The organism is Salmonella sp. 741265073_HBA, from assembly GCF_046569105.1.
GTDB lineage: Bacteria > Pseudomonadota > Gammaproteobacteria > Enterobacterales > Enterobacteriaceae > Salmonella > Salmonella enterica.
On the sequence record NZ_JBKFRY010000013.1, the window covers coordinates 83000 to 102224 of the forward strand.

The following is a 19225-nucleotide window of genomic DNA, read 5'->3' on the forward strand; positions in this document are numbered from 1 at the left end:
TGAATGCGCAGGTCAGCGCGAGTTACGCATCACCGCCGAAACGACGGCGACCGGTAGAGTCATCACGACGCGGACCACGGCTTTCACGACGTTCGCCGCTGAAGCGACGACCATCACCACGACCACCTTCACGACGTTCTCCGCTGAAATTACGACCGCCTTCACGACGTTCGCCACTGAAGCTACGACCACCGCCGCGACGTTCGCCGCCCGCGTGCGGAACAGCATCACCCAACAGCTGCATATTCATCGGCTTGTTCAGAATGCGGGTACGCGTGAAGTGCTGCAACACTTCGCCCGGCATACCTTTCGGCAGCTCGATGGTGGAGTGAGACGCGAACAGCTTAATGTTACCAATGTAACGGCTGCTGATGTCGCCTTCGTTAGCGATAGCGCCCACGATATGACGAACTTCAACGCCGTCATCACGGCCCACTTCAATGCGGTATAACTGCATATCGCCAACGTCACGACGTTCACGACGCGGACGTTCTTCACGGTCGCCACGCGGGCCACGGTCATTACGATCGCGCGGACCACGGTCATCACGGTCACGGAATTCACGCTTAGGACGCATCGGCGCATCCGGCGGCAGGATCAGCGGACGCTCGCCCTGCGCCATTTTCAGCAGTGCGGCGGCCAGCGTTTCGAGATCCAGCTCTTCACCTTCAGCAGACGGCTGGATTTTCGCCAGCAGCGCACGGTACTGATCCAGATCGCTGCTTTCCAGTTGCTGCTGAACTTTCGCGGCGAATTTTTCCAGACGGCGTTTACCCAGCAGTTCTGCGTTCGGCAGTTCCACTTCCGGAATGGTCAGCTTCATGGTGCGTTCGATGTTGCGCAGCAGACGACGCTCGCGGTTCTCAACGAACAGCAGCGCGCGACCGGCGCGACCCGCACGGCCGGTACGACCGATACGGTGAACGTAGGACTCGGAATCCATCGGGATATCGTAGTTCACCACCAGGCTGATACGTTCAACGTCCAGACCACGTGCCGCAACGTCGGTAGCGATCAGGATGTCCAGACGACCATCTTTCAGGCGTTCCAGAGTCTGCTCACGCAGCGCCTGGTTCATATCGCCATTCAACGCGGCGCTGTTGTAGCCGCTACGTTCCAGCGCTTCTGCTACTTCCAGGGTCGCGTTTTTGGTACGTACGAAGATAATCGCCGCATCAAAGTCTTCCGCTTCCAGGAAACGCACCAGCGCTTCGTTTTTACGCATACCCCAGACAGTCCAGTAGCTCTGGCTGATGTCAGGACGGGTAGTCACGCTGGACTGAATGCGCACTTCCTGCGGCTCTTTCATAAAGCGGCGGGTAATGCGACGAATCGCTTCCGGCATGGTGGCGGAGAACAGAGCGGTCTGATGACCTTCCGGGATCTGCGCCATAATAGTTTCAACGTCTTCGATGAAGCCCATACGCAGCATTTCGTCGGCTTCATCCAGCACCAGACCACTCAGTTTAGAGAGGTCGAGGGTGCCGCGTTTTAAGTGATCAAGCAGACGTCCCGGCGTACCGACAACGATCTGCGGCCCCTGACGCAGGGCGCGTAACTGCACGTCATAACGCTGACCGCCGTACAGGGCAACCACGTTTACGCCGCGCATGTGTTTAGAGAAATCCGTCATGGCTTCGGCAACCTGTACCGCCAGTTCGCGGGTTGGCGCCAGCACCAGAATCTGAGGTGCCTTCAGCTCAGGATCAAGATTGTTGAGCAGCGGTAAAGAGAACGCTGCGGTTTTGCCGCTACCGGTCTGGGCCATGCCCAGCACGTCGCGACCGCCCAGCAGATGCGGAATGCACTCTGCCTGGATTGGAGATGGTTTTTCGTAACCCAGATCGGTAAGGGCTTCAAGGATAGGAGCCTTCAGCCCCAGATCTGCAAAAGTGGTTTCGAATTCAGCCATGTAGTACGTGTGCCTCAAAATTAATGGCGGCCAGTCTACATAACTCATCATGAAATTGATCTGCAATTTTCATTGAAAAGTGTGAACCGGCTCAAAGTAGGTGTATTAACGAACAACAACGCCCTCACCCGCGAAGGTGATGACAATCAAAAAGATTACGGGCTGATATGTTCGTCAGCTATTGCTGGTCCGATTCTGCCAGGTCATCTTGGTCCTGGCCCAGGAGCGATAATTCCAACAATGCGTATCGGTGCTCAACAAAGTTATGAACGTTGTTGGCCACCGCCAGTTTGAACAGAGCCGTGGCGCTGTCCAAATCCCCCAGACTTAGGTAATACTTACCTAAATAGAAGTTGGTTTCACTGAGATGCTCAGCGAGCGAGGTGTTATCCGTTGCGTCCGCCTTGAGCCTTTCCATCAGCGTTGCTTCGCTAATGTCGCCCAGGTAGAACTCGACAATGTTCCATCCCCATTGCTCTTTATCCGATTTTTCGAAGCGTGCTTTTAACGCTTCTTTCGCCTGCTTCTCATTAAGCTTCTGCTCAACAAGATACAGCCACAGGCTGCGGTAAGGATCATTGGGATCGTCTTGATAAAACGCCAGCAGATCATCTTGCGCTAACTTATCACGGCCGCCGTAATACAATGCGATACCGCGGTTTAAGTGCGCGTAGTTGTAAGTTGGATCAAGCTCTAGTACAGAATCAAACGCTTCATAGGCAGCATCAAAATTGCCTGCCTGCGTTAAATAAATGCCTAAGTAATTGAATACTTCAGGCATATCCGGTCTGATTGCCAGCGCTTGTGAAAAATCATTTCGCGCTAATGCCCTCAAACCAAGACTATCATACAACACTCCGCGCTCATATAAAAGCTGTGCGCGTTCGTCATCGGTTAAAGCCCGACTGGCAAGAATCTGTTCCATACGCGCCAGAATCACTTCCTGCTGTAAAGTCGGTTGCAATGGTACTGCGAGGACTTCACTTTTACGCCAGGCGGAATTACTGCATCCTGCAAGCGTAAGTGCTGTCGCAACGAAACACCAGCGCAAAAAAGGCTTCATTTCCCACTCCCGAAGACAACGATTGAATGAACGTCCTGTTCCCCGGTGGCTCAACAAGGCGTCCAGCCAGGTCTAAAGCCCTCCGCAGTGCGGAGGGCAAAAGGCTACCTTACTCGGCCTGTTCGCTCGCCGGAGCTTCCGGCGCAGCCGCAGGTTGAGACTGCTCGGTTGCTTCTTTAATGCTCAGACGTACACGGCCCTGGCGGTCAACTTCCAGAACCTTAACCGGGACTTCCTGACCCATCTGCAGATAGTCGGTCACTTTCTCTACACGCTTATCCGCGATTTGAGAGATGTGAACCAGACCTTCTTTACCGCCGCCGATGGCAACAAACGCGCCAAAGTCAACGATACGGGTCACTTTACCATTGTAGATACGGCCGACTTCGATCTCCGCGGTAATCTCTTCGATACGACGGATAGCGTATTTCGCTTTTTCACCGTCGGTCGCCGCGATCTTCACAGTACCGTCATCTTCGATTTCGATGGTGGTGCCGGTCTCTTCAGTCAGCGCGCGGATCACAGAACCGCCTTTACCGATCACGTCTTTGATCTTGTCCGTGCTGATCTTGATGGTATGGATACGCGGCGCAAATTCAGAGATATCGCCGCGCGGCGCGTTGATCGCCTGTTCCATCACGCCCAGGATGTGCAGACGCGCACCTTTAGCCTGGTTCAACGCAACCTGCATGATCTCTTTGGTGATACCTTCAATTTTGATATCCATCTGCAGCGCAGAGATACCGTCGCGGGAACCCGCCACTTTGAAGTCCATATCGCCCAGGTGATCTTCGTCGCCCAGAATGTCAGACAGTACAACGTAGTTGTCGCCTTCTTTCACCAGACCCATAGCGATACCTGCTACGGCGGCTTTAATTGGCACGCCAGCGTCCATCAGCGCCAGAGAAGCGCCGCACACGGAAGCCATAGAGGAAGAACCGTTGGATTCGGTGATTTCAGACACCACGCGAACGGTGTACGGGAATTTATCCATGTCCGGCATCACTGCCAGCACGCCGCGCTTCGCCAGACGACCGTGACCAATTTCACGACGCTTCGGAGAACCGACCATGCCGGTTTCGCCTACGGAGTACGGAGGGAAGTTGTAGTGGAACAGGAAGCTATCAGTGCGCTCGCCCATCAGTTCATCAAGCACCTGCGCGTCACGAGCAGTACCCAGAGTCGCGGTAACCAGCGCCTGCGTTTCACCACGGGTAAACAGAGCGGAACCGTGAGTACGCGGCAGTACACCAGTGCGCACGTCCAGACCACGGATCATGTCTTTTTCACGGCCATCAATACGCGGCTCGCCTGCCAGTACGCGGCTACGCACCACGTTTTTCTCGATTGCGTGCAGGATTTCGCCCAGCTCGTTAGCATCCAGAGTTTCATCTTCTGCAATAAGCTGCTCGATGGTTTCGGATTTGATTACGTCAACCTGAGCATAGCGTTCTTGTTTATCGGTGATGCGGTACGCGTCGCTCAGACGAGATTCAGCCAGCGCAGCAACACGCGCGTTCAACGCGTCGTTGACGGCTTCCGGCTGCCAGTCCCAACGCGGTTTGCCGGCTTCTTTCACCAGATCGTTGATCGCCTGGATAACAACCTGCTGCTGCTCGTGACCGAATACCACCGCGCCCAGCATAGTGTCTTCGCTCAGCAGTTCAGCTTCGGATTCCACCATCAGCACAGCCGCTTCGGTACCGGCAACCACCAAGTCCAGCTTGCTTTCTTTCAGCTCGTCCTGGGTCGGGTTCAGCACGTACTGGTCATTGATGTAACCTACGCGCGCCGCGCCGATTGGGCCGTTGAACGGAATGCCGGACAGCGACAGCGCAGCAGATGCGCCGATCATGGCAACGATGTCCGGGTTAACCTGCGGGTTAACGGAAACGACGGTCGCAATAACCTGCACTTCGTTAACGAAGCCTTCCGGGAACAGCGGACGAACCGGGCGGTCAATCAGACGCGCGATCAGGGTTTCGCCTTCGCTTGGACGGCCTTCACGACGGAAGAAGCTGCCCGGGATACGACCAGCAGCGTAGGTACGCTCCTGATAGTTAACGGTCAGTGGGAAGAAGTCCTGGCCTGGCTTGGCTTTTTTCTGGCCGACAACGGTAACGAATACGGCGGTGTCATCCATGCTTACCATAACAGCGGCAGTGGCCTGACGCGCCATCATGCCAGTTTCCAGCGTAACGGTATGCTGACCGTACTGGAATTTACGAACGATCGGATTAAGCAAAATAATATCCTTTCCAATTTTTGACGGCGCAATACGTGCCGTCGTTAATACCCGATCTTCTGCGCATCCTCGCGACTAATGACAACCCTAACCCTGATATGGGTAAAGCCTCTCATTAGCCGCGCGAACCTCTGCAACGGAAGATCATTCATAGCAACAATACATTAGTTTCCAGCGAATTGCTGCCATCTGCTGGAAAAAAGGGGCCATGAAGGCCCCCTCTTTCTGAAACTCGAAAGAATTAGCGACGCAGACCCAGACGCTCAATCAGCGCGGTGTAGCGTGCAACATCTTTACGTTTCAGGTAGTCGAGCAGTTTACGACGCTGAGAAACCATACGCAGCAGACCACGACGGCTGTGGTGATCTTTTTTATGCTCTGCAAAGTGACCCTGCAGGTGGTTAATCTGTGCAGTCAACAGAGCAACCTGAACATCGGTAGAACCGGTGTCGTTTGCGTCACGACCGAACTCAGAAACGATTTTAGCTGTAGCTTCAGTACTTAGAGACATTTTAAAACTCCAAAGTATTTAAGAATGAGAGGACGCCGATCTCTAATTCAGCGATCCCAGTGTACGCCGCGTAAACTGTTAAATAATTTACGCGACGTTAAGCGGCGGTATTCTACTCGCAGCGCTCTCTTATCGCAAGACGAAGCGACATTACGCTGGGTACTCTACTACCAGCCGACGAGGCGCGACACGGCCTTCGTCGTCAATTTCGCCCATACCGATAAATTTACCGTCTTCGCCTTCCGTCACACGAACCAGTCCCTTCAACGGCGCGCCCGTGGTACGAACCGGGTTGCCATTTTTGAAGTATACCGAAGATGTTAACGGCAGATTAACAACAGGATAGTCCGAAGCTGGACTGTCCATTGGCATCAATAATGGATCGAGCAACTGCGCCGCCGGAACGCCCTGCTGTTCCGCCTGTGCTACCAGCGTCTGCAAATGCTCCAGCGTCACCATACGATCCACCGGATACTTGCTGACCGTCAGACGACGCAGGTACGTTACGTGCGCGCCACAGCCCAGTTTCTCACCTAAATCATCAATAATGGTACGAATATAGGTGCCTTTGGAGCAATGAACTTCCAGCTCCAGCTCGTTACCTTCATGGCGAATAAACAGCAGCTCATAGACGGTAATCGGGCGGGCTTCGCGCGGCACTTCGATACCCTGGCGGGCATATTCGTACAGTTTCTTGCCCTGATACTTCAGCGCCGAATACATCGAGGGAATCTGTTCGATATCCCCACGAAAGGTCTCCAGCGCGCTCGCAAGCTGCTCAGCGCTGAAAGTCACCGGACGCTCCTGCACGATTTGACCATCGGCGTCAGAGGTATCCGTGCGCTGCCCCAGACGGGCAATAACACGATAGCGTTTGTCAGAATCCAGCAGGTACTGCGAAAATTTTGTCGCTTCGCCGAGGCAAATCGGCAACATGCCGGTCGCCAGCGGGTCCAGCGCGCCGGTATGCCCGGCGCGGTTGGCATTGTAGATGCGCTTAACTTTCTGCAGCACGTCATTGCTGGACATACCCTGCGGCTTATCCAGCAGCAGAACGCCGTGAATGTCGCGGCCACGACGACGAGGACGACTCATCAGTCCTCCTTGCTGTCGTCCGGGTTCACACGACGTTCTTCGTCATGTTTCACCACGTTAGTCACCAGGTTGGACATACGCATCCCTTCCACCAGCGAGTTGTCGTAGAAGAAGGTCAGTTCCGGTACGATGCGCAGACGCATCGCTTTACCCAGCAAGCTGCGGATGAAACCAGACGCTTCCTGCAACGCTTTGATGCCCGCTTTTACTGCGTCTTCATCTTTGTCGTTCAAAAAGGTGACAAACACTTTGGCATAGGCCAGGTCACGGGACATTTCCACACCGGAGACGGTAGTCATCATACCCAGGCGCGGGTCTTTAATTTCGCGCTGCAGGATGATTGCGATCTCTTTTTGCATCTCCTGGGCCACGCGCTGCGGGCGACCAAATTCTTTCGCCATAATAAATTCTCCAGACAAAAAAGGGGCTATCAGCCCCTTTTTGAAATTAATACGGTATTCAGGCTGTAGGCCTGATAAGCGCTAGCGCCATCAGGCATAACATTGCCGGATGGCGGCATAAACGCCTTATCCGGCCTACACCCAACCAACCTTAAGCGATGGTACGTTGGATCTCGATAATCTCGAACACTTCAATCATATCGCCAACGCGAACGTCGTTGTAGTTCTTCACGCCGATACCACATTCCATGCCGTTACGGACTTCGTTAACGTCATCTTTGAAGCGGCGCAGGGATTCCAGCTCGCCTTCATAGATAACCACGTTGTCACGCAGAACACGGATTGGGTTATGGCGTTTAATCGTACCTTCGGTAACCATACAGCCCGCGATCGCGCCGAATTTCGGCGATTTGAACACATCGCGCACTTCAGCCAGACCGATAATCTGCTGTTTCAGTTCCGGAGACAGCATACCGCTCATCGCCGCTTTCACTTCGTCGATCAGGTTATAGATGACGGAGTAGTAACGCAGATCCAGGCTTTCAGATTCGATCACTTTACGCGCAGAGGCATCGGCACGAACGTTGAAGCCCACCAGAATGGCGTTGGACGCCGCAGCCAGGGTCGCGTCGGTTTCGGTGATACCACCTACGCCAGAACCGATGATCTTCACTTTCACTTCGTCGGTAGACAGTTTCAGCAAGGAGTCGGAGATCGCTTCCACAGAACCCTGTACGTCGGCCTTCAGCACGATGTTCACTTCGTGAACTTCGCCTTCGGTCATGTTGGCGAACATGTTCTCGAGTTTAGATTTCTGCTGACGAGCCAGTTTAACTTCACGGAATTTACCCTGACGATACAGAGCAACTTCACGCGCTTTCTTCTCGTCACGAACGACGGTCACTTCGTCACCGGCAGCCGGAACACCGGACAGACCGAGGATTTCCACCGGAATGGACGGACCCGCTTCCAGCACTTCCTGACCCAGTTCGTTACGCATCGCACGCACGCGGCCATATTCGAAGCCACACAGAACGATATCGCCCTTGTGCAGCGTACCTTCACGAACCAGCACGGTAGCCACCGGACCACGACCTTTATCCAGGAAGGATTCGATAACCGCACCGCTCGCCATACCTTTGCGTACCGCTTTCAGCTCCAGAACTTCGGCCTGCAGCAGGATAGCATCAAGCAGTTCGTCAATACCGGTACCCGCTTTCGCAGACACGTGAACGAACTGGCTTTCACCGCCCCACTCTTCCGGCAGAATGCCGTACTGGGACAGTTCGTTCTTAACGCGATCCGGATCGGCTTCCGGCTTATCGATTTTGTTCACCGCAACCACGACCGGCACACCTGCCGCTTTCGCGTGCTGGATAGCTTCGATAGTCTGCGGCATCACGCCGTCGTCTGCCGCAACCACCAGAACCACGATATCCGTTGCCTGGGCGCCGCGAGCACGCATGGAAGTAAACGCGGCGTGGCCCGGGGTGTCCAGGAAGGTGATCATCCCGTTGTCAGTTTCAACGTGGTAAGCACCGATGTGCTGGGTAATGCCGCCCGCTTCGCCAGAGGCCACTTTCGTGGAACGAATGTAGTCCAGCAGAGAGGTTTTACCGTGGTCAACGTGGCCCATGATGGTCACAACCGGTGCGCGCGGTTCAGCCGCAGCGCCGGTATCACGGTCGCTCATTACCGCTTCTTCCAGTTCGTTTTCACGACGCAGGATAACTTTGTGACCCATCTCTTCGGCAACCAGCTGTGCGGTTTCCTGGTCGATGACCTGGTTGATGGTGGCCATGGCGCCCAGCTTCATCATCGCTTTGATGACCTGAGAGCCTTTCACCGCCATCTTGTTCGCCAGTTCGCCAACGGTGATGGTTTCACCGATCACCACGTCGCGGTTAACGGCCTGAGCGGGCTTCTGGAAGCCTTGCTGTAAAGAAGACCCTTTACGCTTGCCGCCTTTACCGCCGCGAACCGCAGCACGCGCTTCTTCGCGATCGGCTTTGGATTCGGCATGTTTGCCTTTTTTCGCCGGACGCGCCGCTTTTGCATTACGGCCACGACCACGACCGCCTTCTACTTCACGATCGTTTTCGTCTTCGGCCTGGCGCGCGTGCTGAGAAGTGGTGACATGATAGTCACTGGTGTCTTCTACTGGCTCAGGCGTTGCGGTCCATTTGTTTTCTTCCGCCATGCGGCGAGCTTCTTCTGCTACACGACGCGCTTCTTCTTCGAGTTTGCGACGTGCTTCTTCTTCCGCTTTACGCTTCAGCTCTGCAGCTTCATTCTCACGGCGGGCTTTTTCGGCCTGGGCGGTTTTGGTCATATCGTCAGTTTGTTGATTGCTCACTTTGTCTTTTTCCGCAGCTTCACGTTTCGCTTTTTCAGCGGCTTCACGCTTAGCTTGTTCTGCGGCCTCGCGTTCAGCTTTTTGTTGCGCCTCGCGTTTGGCCTGTTCTTCTGCCTCACGACGGGCTTGCTCTTCCGCTTCACGCTGCGCCTGCTCTTCCGCGGCCAGGCGTTCAGCCTCTTGCGGATCGCGTTTCACAAAGGTGCGCTTCTTGCGGACTTCGATTTGTACCGATTTACTTTTTCCACCGGTACCTGGAATATTCAGGGTGCTGCGCGTCTTACGCTGCAGCGTCAGTTTATCGGGACCAGAAACCGCTTCGCGGTTCAGGTGCGCCAGTAAAGTCTGTTTTTCTTGTGCGGACACAGAGTCGTCAGCAGATTTCCGGATACCTGCATCAGCAAACTGCTGTACCAGGCGATCCACGGAAACCTGTCTCTCTGCGGCCAGCGCTTTTAGGGTTACATCTGTCATGCTGTTCCTTCCTGCTACAGTTTATTACGCTTCGTCGCCGAACCAGCAAATATTACGGGCAGCCATAATCAGCTCACCGGCTTTTTCGTCGGTCAACCCTTCGATATCAGCCAGATCATCAATGCCCTGGTCGGCGAGATCTTCCAGCGTACAAACACCACGAGCCGCCAGTTTGAAAGCCATATCGCGATCTAATCCTTCCAGATTCAGCAGATCGTCAGCCGGTTTGTTATCACCGAGGCTTGCTTCCTGGTCCTGCGCCAGAGTGGCCAGTGCGTTTTTAGCACGCTCGCGCAGTGCTTCAACGGTCGGCTCATCAAGGCCGTCAATTTCCAGCAGTTCTTTCATTGGCACATAGGCCAGTTCTTCGAGCGTGGAGAAACCTTCTTCTACCAGAACAGTCGCGAACTCTTCATCAATATCAAGATATTTAGTAAAGATCTCGATAGCGGCATGTGCTTCAGCCTGATGTTTAGCCTGCAGGTCGTCAACGGTCATCACGTTGATTTCCCACCTGTCGTCGCCGCGATGTTGCTTCAGCAACAAAGATGCCAGACGAACATTCTGACCGTTACGACCAATCGCCTGCGCTAGGTTACCCGCTTCAACGGCGATATCCATCGTACAAGAATCTTCGTCCACCACGATAGACGCGACGTCTGCCGGCGCCATCGCATTAATGACGAACTGCGCCGGGTTATCATCCCACAGCACGATATCAATACGCTCACCGCCCAGTTCGGTAGAGACCGCCTGAACGCGCGCGCCGCGCATCCCCACGCAAGCGCCGACCGGATCGATACGTTTATCGTTGGTTTTCACTGCGATTTTCGCACGAGAACCCGGATCGCGAGCCGCCGCTTTAATTTCAATCACTTCTTCGCCGATTTCCGGCACTTCGATGCGGAACAGTTCGATCAGCATTTCCGGCTTGGAACGGGTGACGAACAGCTGCGCGCCACGCGCTTCCGGGCGAACAGCATACAGCACGCCGCGAATACGGTCGCCAGGACGGAAGTTTTCGCGCGGCAGCATATCTTCACGCAGAATCACCGCTTCAGCGTTACCGGCCATCCCTTCGGATTTAATTTCCAGAGAGATATTGTCGCGGTTCACTTTCTTCACCACGCCAGTGACGATTTCGCCTTCCTGGTCGCGGAACTGATCGACAACCATCGCGCGTTCAGCTTCACGGACCTTCTGTACGATAACCTGTTTCGCAGTCTGCGTGGTGATACGGTCAAAGGTGACAGATTCAATCTGATCTTCAACATAGTCGCCGACATTCAGGCTTTCGTCTTCAAAACGCGCCGCTTCCAGCGTAATTTCCTTCGTCGGCATGGTCACTTCTTCAACGATCAACCAACGGCGGAAAGTATCAAAATCACCGCTTTTACGATCGATTTCTACACGAACATCGATCTCCTGCTCATATTTTTTCTTTGTTGCTGTCGCCAGCGCACTTTCCAGCGCTTCAAAAATTTTTTCGCGTGGCAGCGCTTTTTCGTTGGAGACGGCTTCAACAACAGCCAAAATTTCTTTGTTCATCGCGGGCTTTTCACCTCATCCAGACTGTTAAAAGTGGGGAACCAGGTTCGCCTTCTGGATATTACTCAGCGCGAACACTTCATCTTTGCCTTCGACTGTGACGGTAATCATTTCACCGTCCACCGCTTTGATAATGCCCTGCCACTTGCGACGGTTCTGTACCGCCATGCGAAGAACCAGCGCAACTTCTTCACCCTGGAAACGCGCATAATGATCGGCAGTGAACATAGGACGGTCGAGACCCGGTGACGAGACTTCAAGGTTGTAAGCCACGGAGATAGGATCTTCAACGTCCAGCACCGCGCTTACCTGGTGGCTCACATCAGCACAATCATCAACATTGATGCCATCTTCACTATCAATATAGATGCGCAGTGTGGATGTGCGACCGCGAATAAATTCGATGCCGACCAGCTCGTAGCCTAAGGCTTCAACTGGCGCTGTAATCATCTCTGTTAATTTTTGCTCTAATGTGGACAAGCCCACCCCCAAGACATAAAAAAAGGGCCTAAAGCCCAGTTATTCTGTAGTCAGATAACAAAAAACCCCGATAAATCGGGGCTTTAGATAACTGAACCCTATAACCGCAACGGCGGTCTGGTGTACCTTCCGAAAGAATTTTTTTCAAATCCAGCTACGAAGGACATAATCTTCACAGTATATTTGAAAAAGAACTCTAAGGGAAAGTGGTTGCGGGGGCCGGATTTGAACCGACGACCTTCGGGTTATGAGCCCGACGAGCTACCAGGCTGCTCCACCCCGCGCCTGAAACGTGGCAAATTCTACTCGTTTTGGGCAAAATTTGCAAATACTGCTGGGATTTGGTACCGAGGACGGGACGTAAAATCTGCGCACAGTATAGTGACCAGGCATGAGTTATGTCAACCCTATTCCCAATATGCAGATGAATGAATATCACTCTTCGTTATACTCATCCCATCTCTCCGGCTTATACACGCATTTCACAACGTTATTTCAGCAAACCTTCACTAAACGCTTCCTGTCTCTGCTAAAAGATGATTAAATGAAAACTCATTTATTTTGCATAAAAATGCAATAAAGCAGAAACCGATCTCATTATCAGTCAATCAAGCAGGGTTCTATTCTATGACGACGATTCTTAAGCATCTTCCAGCAGGTCAACGTATTGGTATCGCTTTTTCCGGCGGTCTGGACACCAGCGCCGCACTGCTGTGGATGCGACAAAAAGGAGCTGTCCCATATGCCTATACTGCGAATCTGGGACAACCGGATGAGGATGACTATGACGCCATTCCTCGTCGCGCAATGGAGTATGGCGCAGAGAATGCTCGCCTGATTGATTGCCGCAAGCAGTTGGTTGCAGAAGGGATCGCAGCGATTCAGTGCGGCGCTTTCCATAATACGACTGGCGGACTGACCTATTTCAATACCACGCCTCTGGGCCGTGCCGTGACCGGCACGATGCTGGTCGCCGCGATGAAAGAAGACGGCGTGAATATCTGGGGCGACGGCAGCACCTATAAAGGCAACGATATTGAACGTTTCTATCGTTACGGCTTGCTGACCAATGCCGAGCTGCAGATTTACAAACCGTGGCTGGATACCGACTTTATCGATGAGCTGGGTGGTCGCCATGAGATGTCTGAATTTATGATTGCCTGCGGTTTCGACTATAAGATGTCAGTCGAAAAAGCCTACTCCACCGACTCCAACATGCTCGGCGCGACGCACGAAGCGAAAGATCTGGAGTTTCTTAACTCCAGCGTCAAGATCGTCAACCCGATTATGGGCGTGAAGTTCTGGGACGAGAGCGTGAAGATCCCGGCAGAAGAGGTGACCGTCCGTTTTGAACAAGGACATCCGGTAGCGCTGAATGGCAAAACCTTCAGCGATGATGTTGAGATGATGCTGGAAGCAAACCGCATCGGCGGCCGTCACGGCCTGGGTATGAGCGACCAAATTGAAAACCGCATCATTGAAGCAAAAAGCCGCGGTATTTATGAAGCCCCCGGAATGGCACTGCTGCACATCGCTTACGAGCGTCTGTTGACCGGTATTCACAACGAAGACACCATTGAACAGTATCATTCTCATGGTCGTCAGCTGGGTAAACTGCTGTATCAGGGCCGCTGGTTCGACTCTCAGGCGCTGATGCTGCGTGACGGCCTGCAACGTTGGGTCGCCAGCCAGATTACCGGTGAGGTCACACTCGAGTTGCGTCGCGGCAACGACTACTCCATCCTGAACACCGTGTCTGACAACCTGACCTATAAGGCTGAGCGTCTGACCATGGAGAAAGGCGAGTCCGTGTTCTCACCGGACGATCGTATCGGTCAGTTGACCATGCGTAATCTGGACATTACCGATACCCGCGAGAAACTGTTCGGCTACGCGAAAGCCGGTCTGTTAACCGCCTCTTCCGCGACCGGTCTGCCGCAGGTTGAGAATCTGGAAAACAAAGGCAAATAAGCCCGCGTCGTTGATGCAACAGGCCGCGAAAGCGGCCTTTTTTATGCGCGGAATATAAGGTGTCTGTTGGCCTGATAAACGTAGCGCCATCATGGGTTGTAATAATGTCGGATGGCGGCGTAACGTCTTATCCGACCTACAGACAACCACAAATAACAAACGAAAAAAAAGACGCTTTTCAGCGTCTTTCTTTCGGAATATTGGTACCGAGGACGGGACTTGAACCCGTAAGCCCTATTGGGCACTACCACCTCAAGGTAGCGTGTCTACCAATTCCACCACCTCGGCACGGATACTGCTATTAGCGCGGGATATCGCTGGTCGGCTGGGCCGGTGCAGCAGGTTGAGTCTGCTCGGTCTTCGCCGGCGCGCTCAGATTTTCCCACTCGCTTCCTTTATTGGTTTTGTTGCTATTGATATTACCCAACACCAGACTGATGATGAAGAACAGCGTCGCCAATACCGCCGTCATTCGGGTCATGAAGTTACCAGAACCACTTGAACCAAATAGCGTAGCGGAAGCGCCTGCTCCGAAGGAGGCTCCCATATCAGCGCCTTTACCTTGCTGCAGCATGATCAGACCTACAAGGCCAATTGCCACAATAAGGAAAACAACTAAAAGAGCTTCGTACATAATCAACCTGTTCCTTGCGGAGTTGCCGCGTACCAATGCTTCTACCAATAAAGCGGGATTTTTACTGTTTCCCACTGAAGCGGGTGTGAATACTAACCAAAGCGAATGACCTTCGCAAGGGCAATTTAAGCGCATTGTATCAACTGCGGAAAAAAACAGCAAAAGCGTTGTTTTTTGCGGGCAGTAAGGCGGCAACCGCCGCCTTTTTAGTCACTTAAACGCTTAAACGGCTTTTACCGCATCCGCGATACGATGGGCGAATGCCGTAACCTGCGCTTCATCCTCGCCTTCCACCATCACGCGAATCAACGGTTCGGTACCGGATTTACGTAGCAGTACCCGCCCACGATTGCCGAGCGTGGCTTCTACGTCCGCCGTTACCGCTTTCACCGCTTCATTTTCCAGCGGATCGCCGCTACCGGCGGTGTAACGCACGTTAACCAGAATCTGCGGGAACATTTTCATACCGCTGCACAGATCGTGCAGACTCATATGATTACGCACCATCGCCGCCAGAACTTGTAGCCCCGCTACAATACCGTCGCCAGTGGTCGTTTTATCCAGCAGAATAACGTGACCAGAGTTTTCCGCTCCGATGCGCCAGCCTTTTTCCTGCAATTTTTCCAGCACGTAGCGGTCGCCCACTTTCGCCCGGGCAAACGGAATGCCAAGCTGCTTGAGCGCCAGCTCCAGCCCCATATTGCTCATCAGCGTTCCCACCGCGCCGCCGCGCAGTTGCCCCTGGCGCAGCCCTTCGCGTGCGATGATATACATGATCTGATCGCCATCGACTTTATTGCCTTCATGGTCAACCATGATGACCCGGTCGCCGTCGCCGTCAAGCGCGATGCCGAGGTCCGCCTTCTCCGCCAACACGCGCGCCTGCAACGCGCGCACGTCGGTCGCGCCCACTTCTTCGTTAATGTTGACGCCGTTTGGCTCACAGCCGATGGCGATAACGGTCGCGCCCAGCTCGCGCAGCACATTTGGCGCGATATGGTAGGTAGCGCCGTTGGCGCAATCCACAACCACTTTCAGGCCGTTGAGGCTCAGTTCGTTCGGGAAGGTGCCTTTACAGAACTCAATATAGCGACCCGCAGCGTCGACGATGCGGCTGGCTTTACCCAGCTCGGCGGAGTCTACGCAGGTGATCTCTTTTTCCATTTCGGCTTCGATGGCTTCTTCCACATCGTCAGGCAGTTTCGTACCGTCGATAGAGAAGAATTTAATGCCGTTATCATAGAACGGGTTATGCGAAGCCGAGATAACGATACCCGCCTCCGCGCGGAAAGTCCGCGTCAGATAGGCGACAGCTGGCGTTGGCATAGGTCCGGTAAACGAGGCCGACAGCCCCGCAGCGGCAAGGCCCGCCTCCAGCGCGGACTCCAGCATATAGCCGGAAATACGCGTATCTTTACCGATAATGATTTTACGCGAGCCATGACGCGCCAGCACTTTTCCGGCAGCCCAACCCAGTTTAAGCACGAAATCAGGTGTAATGGGGGCGTTGCCTACACGTCCGCGAATCCCATCGGTACCGAAATATTTACGATTACTCATAGCGTTTGTTTCCCTTTGCAGACAGAGTGGCTTCTACCACCCGCATCGCCTCTACGGTTTCTTTGACGTCATGGACGCGAATGATCTGCGCGCCCTGCATCGCGGCAATTACCGCGCACGCAAGGCTGCCGTTCAGACGGTCTGATGGTCCCACGTTAAGTAACTGACCAACCATCGTTTTACGTGACATGCCCACCAGCAGCGGCAGGTTAAAATGATGAAACTCACCCAGTCGCGCCAGTAAGGTATAATTGTGAGAGAGATTTTTACCGAAACCGAATCCGGGGTCGAGCAACAATTTCTCTTTTGCGATGCCGGCCTTCTCACAACGTGCTATTTGCTCAATAAAGTAGCGATTCACCTCGGCAAAGACATCGTCATATTTCGGCGCCTCCTGCATGGTTTTGGGGTTGCCCTGCATGTGCATAAGACTGACCGGCAAGCCGGTTTCCGCTGCCGCTTCCAACGCGCCGGGTTCGGAGAGCGAACGGACATCATTGATAATATGCGCGCCCGCCCTTGCCGCTTCACGGATCACCTCGGGTTTAGAGGTATCCACAGAAATCCACACTTCAAAGCGTTGCGCGATTGCTTCCAGTACCGGAATAACGCGATCCAGCTCTTCTTCCACGCTCACTTCCGCCGCGCCTGGTCGCGTTGATTCCCCCCCCACATCAATAATTGTCGCCCCGGCATTCACCATTAAATTCGCATGTTTCACCGCCTCAATCAGCGTGTTATGCGCGCCGCCGTCGGAGAACGAATCCGGCGTTACGTTCAGGATCCCCATAACATGCGGATGAGTGAGATCGAGCGTGGCGCCCTGAGCGAAGAGTTTCATGGTTAAAATCCCTGTTTTATTTGTGGTGAGTTAAAAAAAGAAAAACCCCGGGGCAAGCCCCAGGGTTTCGGTGAGCGCTAAACATAATGTTGTACAACAAACGCTTATTTGTCGCCCAGCTGCTCTGACATCGTGTTGCCCGGGTTCGGCGTGCGTGGTTCATCAACCGGACGCGGCGCCTGAGGCGTACCATTGCTGTCAGAGTTATTGGTGCCGTTTGGATCTTCCCAGCCCGCAGGCGGACGCACTTCACGACGCGCCATCAGGTCATCAATCTGCGGCGCATCGATGGTTTCATATTTCATCAGCGCATCTTTCATCGCGTGCAGAATATCCATATTGTCAGTCAGGATCTGACGAGCGCGATTGTAGTTACGTTCAATCAGCGCTTTCACTTCCTGGTCGATGATACGCGCAGTTTCATCAGACATATGTTTCGCTTTTGCGACGCTACGGCCGAGGAACACTTCGCCCTCTTCTTCCGCATACAGCAGCGGACCAAGTTTGTCGGAGAAGCCCCACTGAGTCACCATGTTACGCGCCAGGTTAGTCGCGACTTTAATGTCGTTCGACGCCCCGGTAGAAACATGCTCAACGCCGTAGATGATCTCTTCCGCCAGACGACCGCCGTACAGGGTGGAGATCTGGCTTTCCAGCTTCTGACGGCTGGCGCTGATCGCGTCGCCTTCAGGCAGGAAGAAGGTCACGCCCAGCGCACGACCGCGCGGGATAATCGTCACTTTGTGCACCGGATCGTGTTCCGGCACCAGGCGACCGATAATCGCGTGGCCCGCTTCGTGGTACGCGGTCGACTCTTTCTGCGCTTCCGTCATCACCATGGAGCGACGTTCGGCGCCCATCATGATTTTGTCTTTCGCTTTCTCGAACTCAACCATCGACACTACGCGTTTGTTGCCGCGTGCGGCAAACAGCGCCGCTTCGTTGACCAGGTTCGCCAGGTCCGCACCGGAGAAGCCCGGCGTACCGCGCGCAATGATCGCCGCATCAATATCCGTCGCTAACGGTACGCGACGCATATGCACCTTCAGAATCTGCTCACGACCGCGAACATCCGGCAGGCCTACCACCACCTGACGGTCGAAACGACCAGGACGCAGCAGCGCCGGGTCAAGGACGTCCGGACGGTTAGTTGCGGCGATAACGATGATACCTTCGTTACCTTCGAAGCCGTCCATCTCAACCAGCATCTGGTTCAACGTCTGCTCACGTTCATCGTGACCGCCGCCCAGACCTGCGCCACGCTGGCGGCCTACGGCGTCGATTTCATCGATGAAGATAATGCACGGCGCCGCTTTTTTGGCCTGTTCGAACATGTCACGCACACGAGACGCGCCGACACCGACGAACATTTCCACAAAGTCAGAACCGGAAATCGTAAAGAACGGCACCTTCGCTTCACCCGCAATGGCTTTTGCCAGCAGGGTTTTACCGGTACCCGGCGGGCCGACCATCAGGACGCCTTTCGGAATTTTACCGCCCAGCTTCTGGAAACGGCTCGGTTCACGCAGGTATTCAACCAGTTCCGCCACTTCTTCTTTCGCTTCGTCACAACCCGCAACGTCAGCAAACGTGGTTTTGATCTGATCTTCCGTCAGCATACGCGCCTTGCTCTTACCGAACGACATGGCGCCTTTGCCACCGCCGCCCTGCATCTGACGCATGAAGAAGATCCAGACGCCGATCAGCAACAGCATCGGGAACCAGGAAATGAAGATAGAAGCCAGCAGGCTTGGCTCTTCAGGTGGTTCGCCAACAACCTTGACGTTTTTAGTCAGCAGGTTATCAAGCAGCTTCGGATCATTAATCGGAATGTAAGTCGTGTAACGGTTACTATCTTTCTTGGTAACGTTGATCTCACGTCCGTTGATACGCGCTTCGCGAACCTGGTCCTGATTGACCTCTTGCAGGAAGGTAGAGTAATCCACCTTACGGCCATTAGACTCGCTGGGCCCAAAGCTCTGGAATACTGACATCAGCACAACGGCAATGACCAGCCAGAGTATTAGGTTTTTCGCCATGTCACTCAAGGGATTAACCTCTTATTACAACTGTGTTAAAAACAGCGTCAGGATACTCTATATCCAGTTTCTTTCAAACCTTACGTCTGAAATCT

Annotated in this window: 15 protein-coding genes and 2 tRNA genes; 1 reads left to right on the forward strand and 16 read right to left on the reverse strand. The window is 53.9% G+C overall.

All coding sequences use genetic code 11. The annotated features are described in order from the left end of the window. Positions 1 to 22: 22 nt before the first annotated feature. The 11 genes from deaD to ACLD3P_RS17210 all read right to left on the reverse strand — a co-directional run bounded on the left by deaD (position 23) and on the right by ACLD3P_RS17210 (position 12369). On the reverse strand, positions 23 to 1912 hold the full coding sequence (gene deaD, locus ACLD3P_RS17160; protein WP_000807248.1) for an ATP-dependent RNA helicase DeaD: 1890 nt from the start codon (positions 1910 to 1912) through the stop codon (positions 23 to 25). Continuing rightward, the gene (yrbN, locus tag ACLD3P_RS17165; protein WP_010723222.1) at positions 1905 to 1985 is read right to left on the reverse strand and encodes a protein YrbN; all 81 of its coding nucleotides are present in this window, start codon (positions 1983 to 1985) and stop codon (positions 1905 to 1907) included. Before yrbN ends, deaD begins: the two co-directional genes overlap by 8 nt. 105 nt (positions 1986 to 2090) lie before the next feature. Then, on the reverse strand, positions 2091 to 2975 hold the full coding sequence (gene nlpI, locus ACLD3P_RS17170; RefSeq protein WP_000802069.1) for a lipoprotein NlpI: 885 nt from the start codon (positions 2973 to 2975) through the stop codon (positions 2091 to 2093). Positions 2976 to 3084: 109 nt separating this feature from the next. After that, positions 3085 to 5220, reverse strand: a complete 2136-nt coding sequence (gene pnp, locus ACLD3P_RS17175) for a polyribonucleotide nucleotidyltransferase (RefSeq protein WP_001670767.1) — start codon at positions 5218 to 5220, stop codon at positions 3085 to 3087. A gap of 241 nt (positions 5221 to 5461) precedes the next feature. Next, positions 5462 to 5731, reverse strand: a complete 270-nt coding sequence (rpsO, locus tag ACLD3P_RS17180; protein WP_000059465.1) for a 30S ribosomal protein S15 — start codon at positions 5729 to 5731, stop codon at positions 5462 to 5464. A gap of 150 nt (positions 5732 to 5881) precedes the next feature. Beyond that, the gene (truB, locus tag ACLD3P_RS17185) at positions 5882 to 6826 is read right to left on the reverse strand and encodes a tRNA pseudouridine(55) synthase TruB (RefSeq protein ID WP_079980905.1); all 945 of its coding nucleotides are present in this window, start codon (positions 6824 to 6826) and stop codon (positions 5882 to 5884) included. After that, complete coding sequence (gene rbfA, locus ACLD3P_RS17190) at positions 6826 to 7227, reverse strand: 30S ribosome-binding factor RbfA (protein WP_001040199.1); 402 nt, start codon at positions 7225 to 7227, stop codon at positions 6826 to 6828. Before rbfA ends, truB begins: the two co-directional genes overlap by 1 nt. 151 nt (positions 7228 to 7378) lie before the next feature. After that, positions 7379 to 10057 (reverse strand): translation initiation factor IF-2, encoded by a 2679-nt coding sequence (gene infB, locus ACLD3P_RS17195; protein ID WP_000133064.1) that lies wholly within the window; start codon positions 10055 to 10057, stop codon positions 7379 to 7381. Positions 10058 to 10081: 24 nt separating this feature from the next. Continuing rightward, the gene (gene nusA / locus ACLD3P_RS17200) at positions 10082 to 11605 is read right to left on the reverse strand and encodes a transcription termination/antitermination protein NusA (protein ID WP_411006576.1); all 1524 of its coding nucleotides are present in this window, start codon (positions 11603 to 11605) and stop codon (positions 10082 to 10084) included. Positions 11606 to 11632: 27 nt separating this feature from the next. After that, on the reverse strand, positions 11633 to 12085 hold the full coding sequence (rimP, locus tag ACLD3P_RS17205) for a ribosome maturation factor RimP (RefSeq protein ID WP_000105461.1): 453 nt from the start codon (positions 12083 to 12085) through the stop codon (positions 11633 to 11635). A 207-nt stretch (positions 12086 to 12292) separates the two neighbouring features. After that, positions 12293 to 12369, reverse strand: a tRNA-Met gene (locus ACLD3P_RS17210). Positions 12370 to 12712: 343 nt separating this feature from the next. On the opposite strand from ACLD3P_RS17210, the gene argG reads away from it, so the two are divergent. Further along, the gene (gene argG / locus ACLD3P_RS17215; protein ID WP_000207646.1) at positions 12713 to 14056 is read left to right on the forward strand and encodes an argininosuccinate synthase; all 1344 of its coding nucleotides are present in this window, start codon (positions 12713 to 12715) and stop codon (positions 14054 to 14056) included. Positions 14057 to 14257: 201 nt separating this feature from the next. Here argG and ACLD3P_RS17220 read toward each other — a convergent pair. From ACLD3P_RS17220 to ftsH, 5 genes are all read right to left on the reverse strand, one after another. Further along, positions 14258 to 14344, reverse strand: a tRNA-Leu gene (locus tag ACLD3P_RS17220). A 13-nt stretch (positions 14345 to 14357) separates the two neighbouring features. Then, positions 14358 to 14690: a preprotein translocase subunit SecG gene (secG, locus tag ACLD3P_RS17225; RefSeq protein WP_000272680.1), complete on the reverse strand. Its 333-nt coding sequence runs from the start codon at positions 14688 to 14690 to the stop codon at positions 14358 to 14360. Between the two features lie 222 nt (positions 14691 to 14912). Continuing rightward, positions 14913 to 16250: a phosphoglucosamine mutase gene (gene glmM / locus ACLD3P_RS17230; protein ID WP_000071169.1), complete on the reverse strand. Its 1338-nt coding sequence runs from the start codon at positions 16248 to 16250 to the stop codon at positions 14913 to 14915. Continuing rightward, positions 16243 to 17091 (reverse strand): dihydropteroate synthase, encoded by an 849-nt coding sequence (gene folP, locus ACLD3P_RS17235; protein ID WP_000764711.1) that lies wholly within the window; start codon positions 17089 to 17091, stop codon positions 16243 to 16245. Before folP ends, glmM begins: the two co-directional genes overlap by 8 nt. Before the next feature lie 104 nt (positions 17092 to 17195). Then, complete coding sequence (gene ftsH, locus ACLD3P_RS17240; protein ID WP_023137153.1) at positions 17196 to 19130, reverse strand: ATP-dependent zinc metalloprotease FtsH; 1935 nt, start codon at positions 19128 to 19130, stop codon at positions 17196 to 17198. Between the last annotated feature and the right edge of the window lie 95 nt (positions 19131 to 19225).

Coding starts and splice junctions, on each gene's coding strand:
- secG (WP_000272680.1), bottom strand. CDS start 14,690: ATGTACGAAGCTCTTTTAGTTGTTTTCCTTATTGTGGCAATTGGCCTT.
- nusA (WP_411006576.1), bottom strand. CDS start 11,605: ATGAACAAAGAAATTTTGGCTGTTGTTGAAGCCGTCTCCAACGAAAAA.
- rpsO (WP_000059465.1), bottom strand. CDS start 5,731: ATGTCTCTAAGTACTGAAGCTACAGCTAAAATCGTTTCTGAGTTCGGT.
- yrbN (WP_010723222.1), bottom strand. CDS start 1,985: ATGAAAATTGCAGATCAATTTCATGATGAGTTATGTAGACTGGCCGCC.
- argG (WP_000207646.1), top strand. CDS start 12,713: ATGACGACGATTCTTAAGCATCTTCCAGCAGGTCAACGTATTGGTATC.
- deaD (WP_000807248.1), bottom strand. CDS start 1,912: ATGGCTGAATTCGAAACCACTTTTGCAGATCTGGGGCTGAAGGCTCCT.
- glmM (WP_000071169.1), bottom strand. CDS start 16,250: ATGAGTAATCGTAAATATTTCGGTACCGATGGGATTCGCGGACGTGTA.
- folP (WP_000764711.1), bottom strand. CDS start 17,091: ATGAAACTCTTCGCTCAGGGCGCCACGCTCGATCTCACTCATCCGCAT.
- infB (WP_000133064.1), bottom strand. CDS start 10,057: ATGACAGATGTAACCCTAAAAGCGCTGGCCGCAGAGAGACAGGTTTCC.
- nlpI (WP_000802069.1), bottom strand. CDS start 2,975: ATGAAGCCTTTTTTGCGCTGGTGTTTCGTTGCGACAGCACTTACGCTT.
- ftsH (WP_023137153.1), bottom strand. CDS start 19,130: ATGGCGAAAAACCTAATACTCTGGCTGGTCATTGCCGTTGTGCTGATG.
- rbfA (WP_001040199.1), bottom strand. CDS start 7,227: ATGGCGAAAGAATTTGGTCGCCCGCAGCGCGTGGCCCAGGAGATGCAA.
- truB (WP_079980905.1), bottom strand. CDS start 6,826: ATGAGTCGTCCTCGTCGTCGTGGCCGCGACATTCACGGCGTTCTGCTG.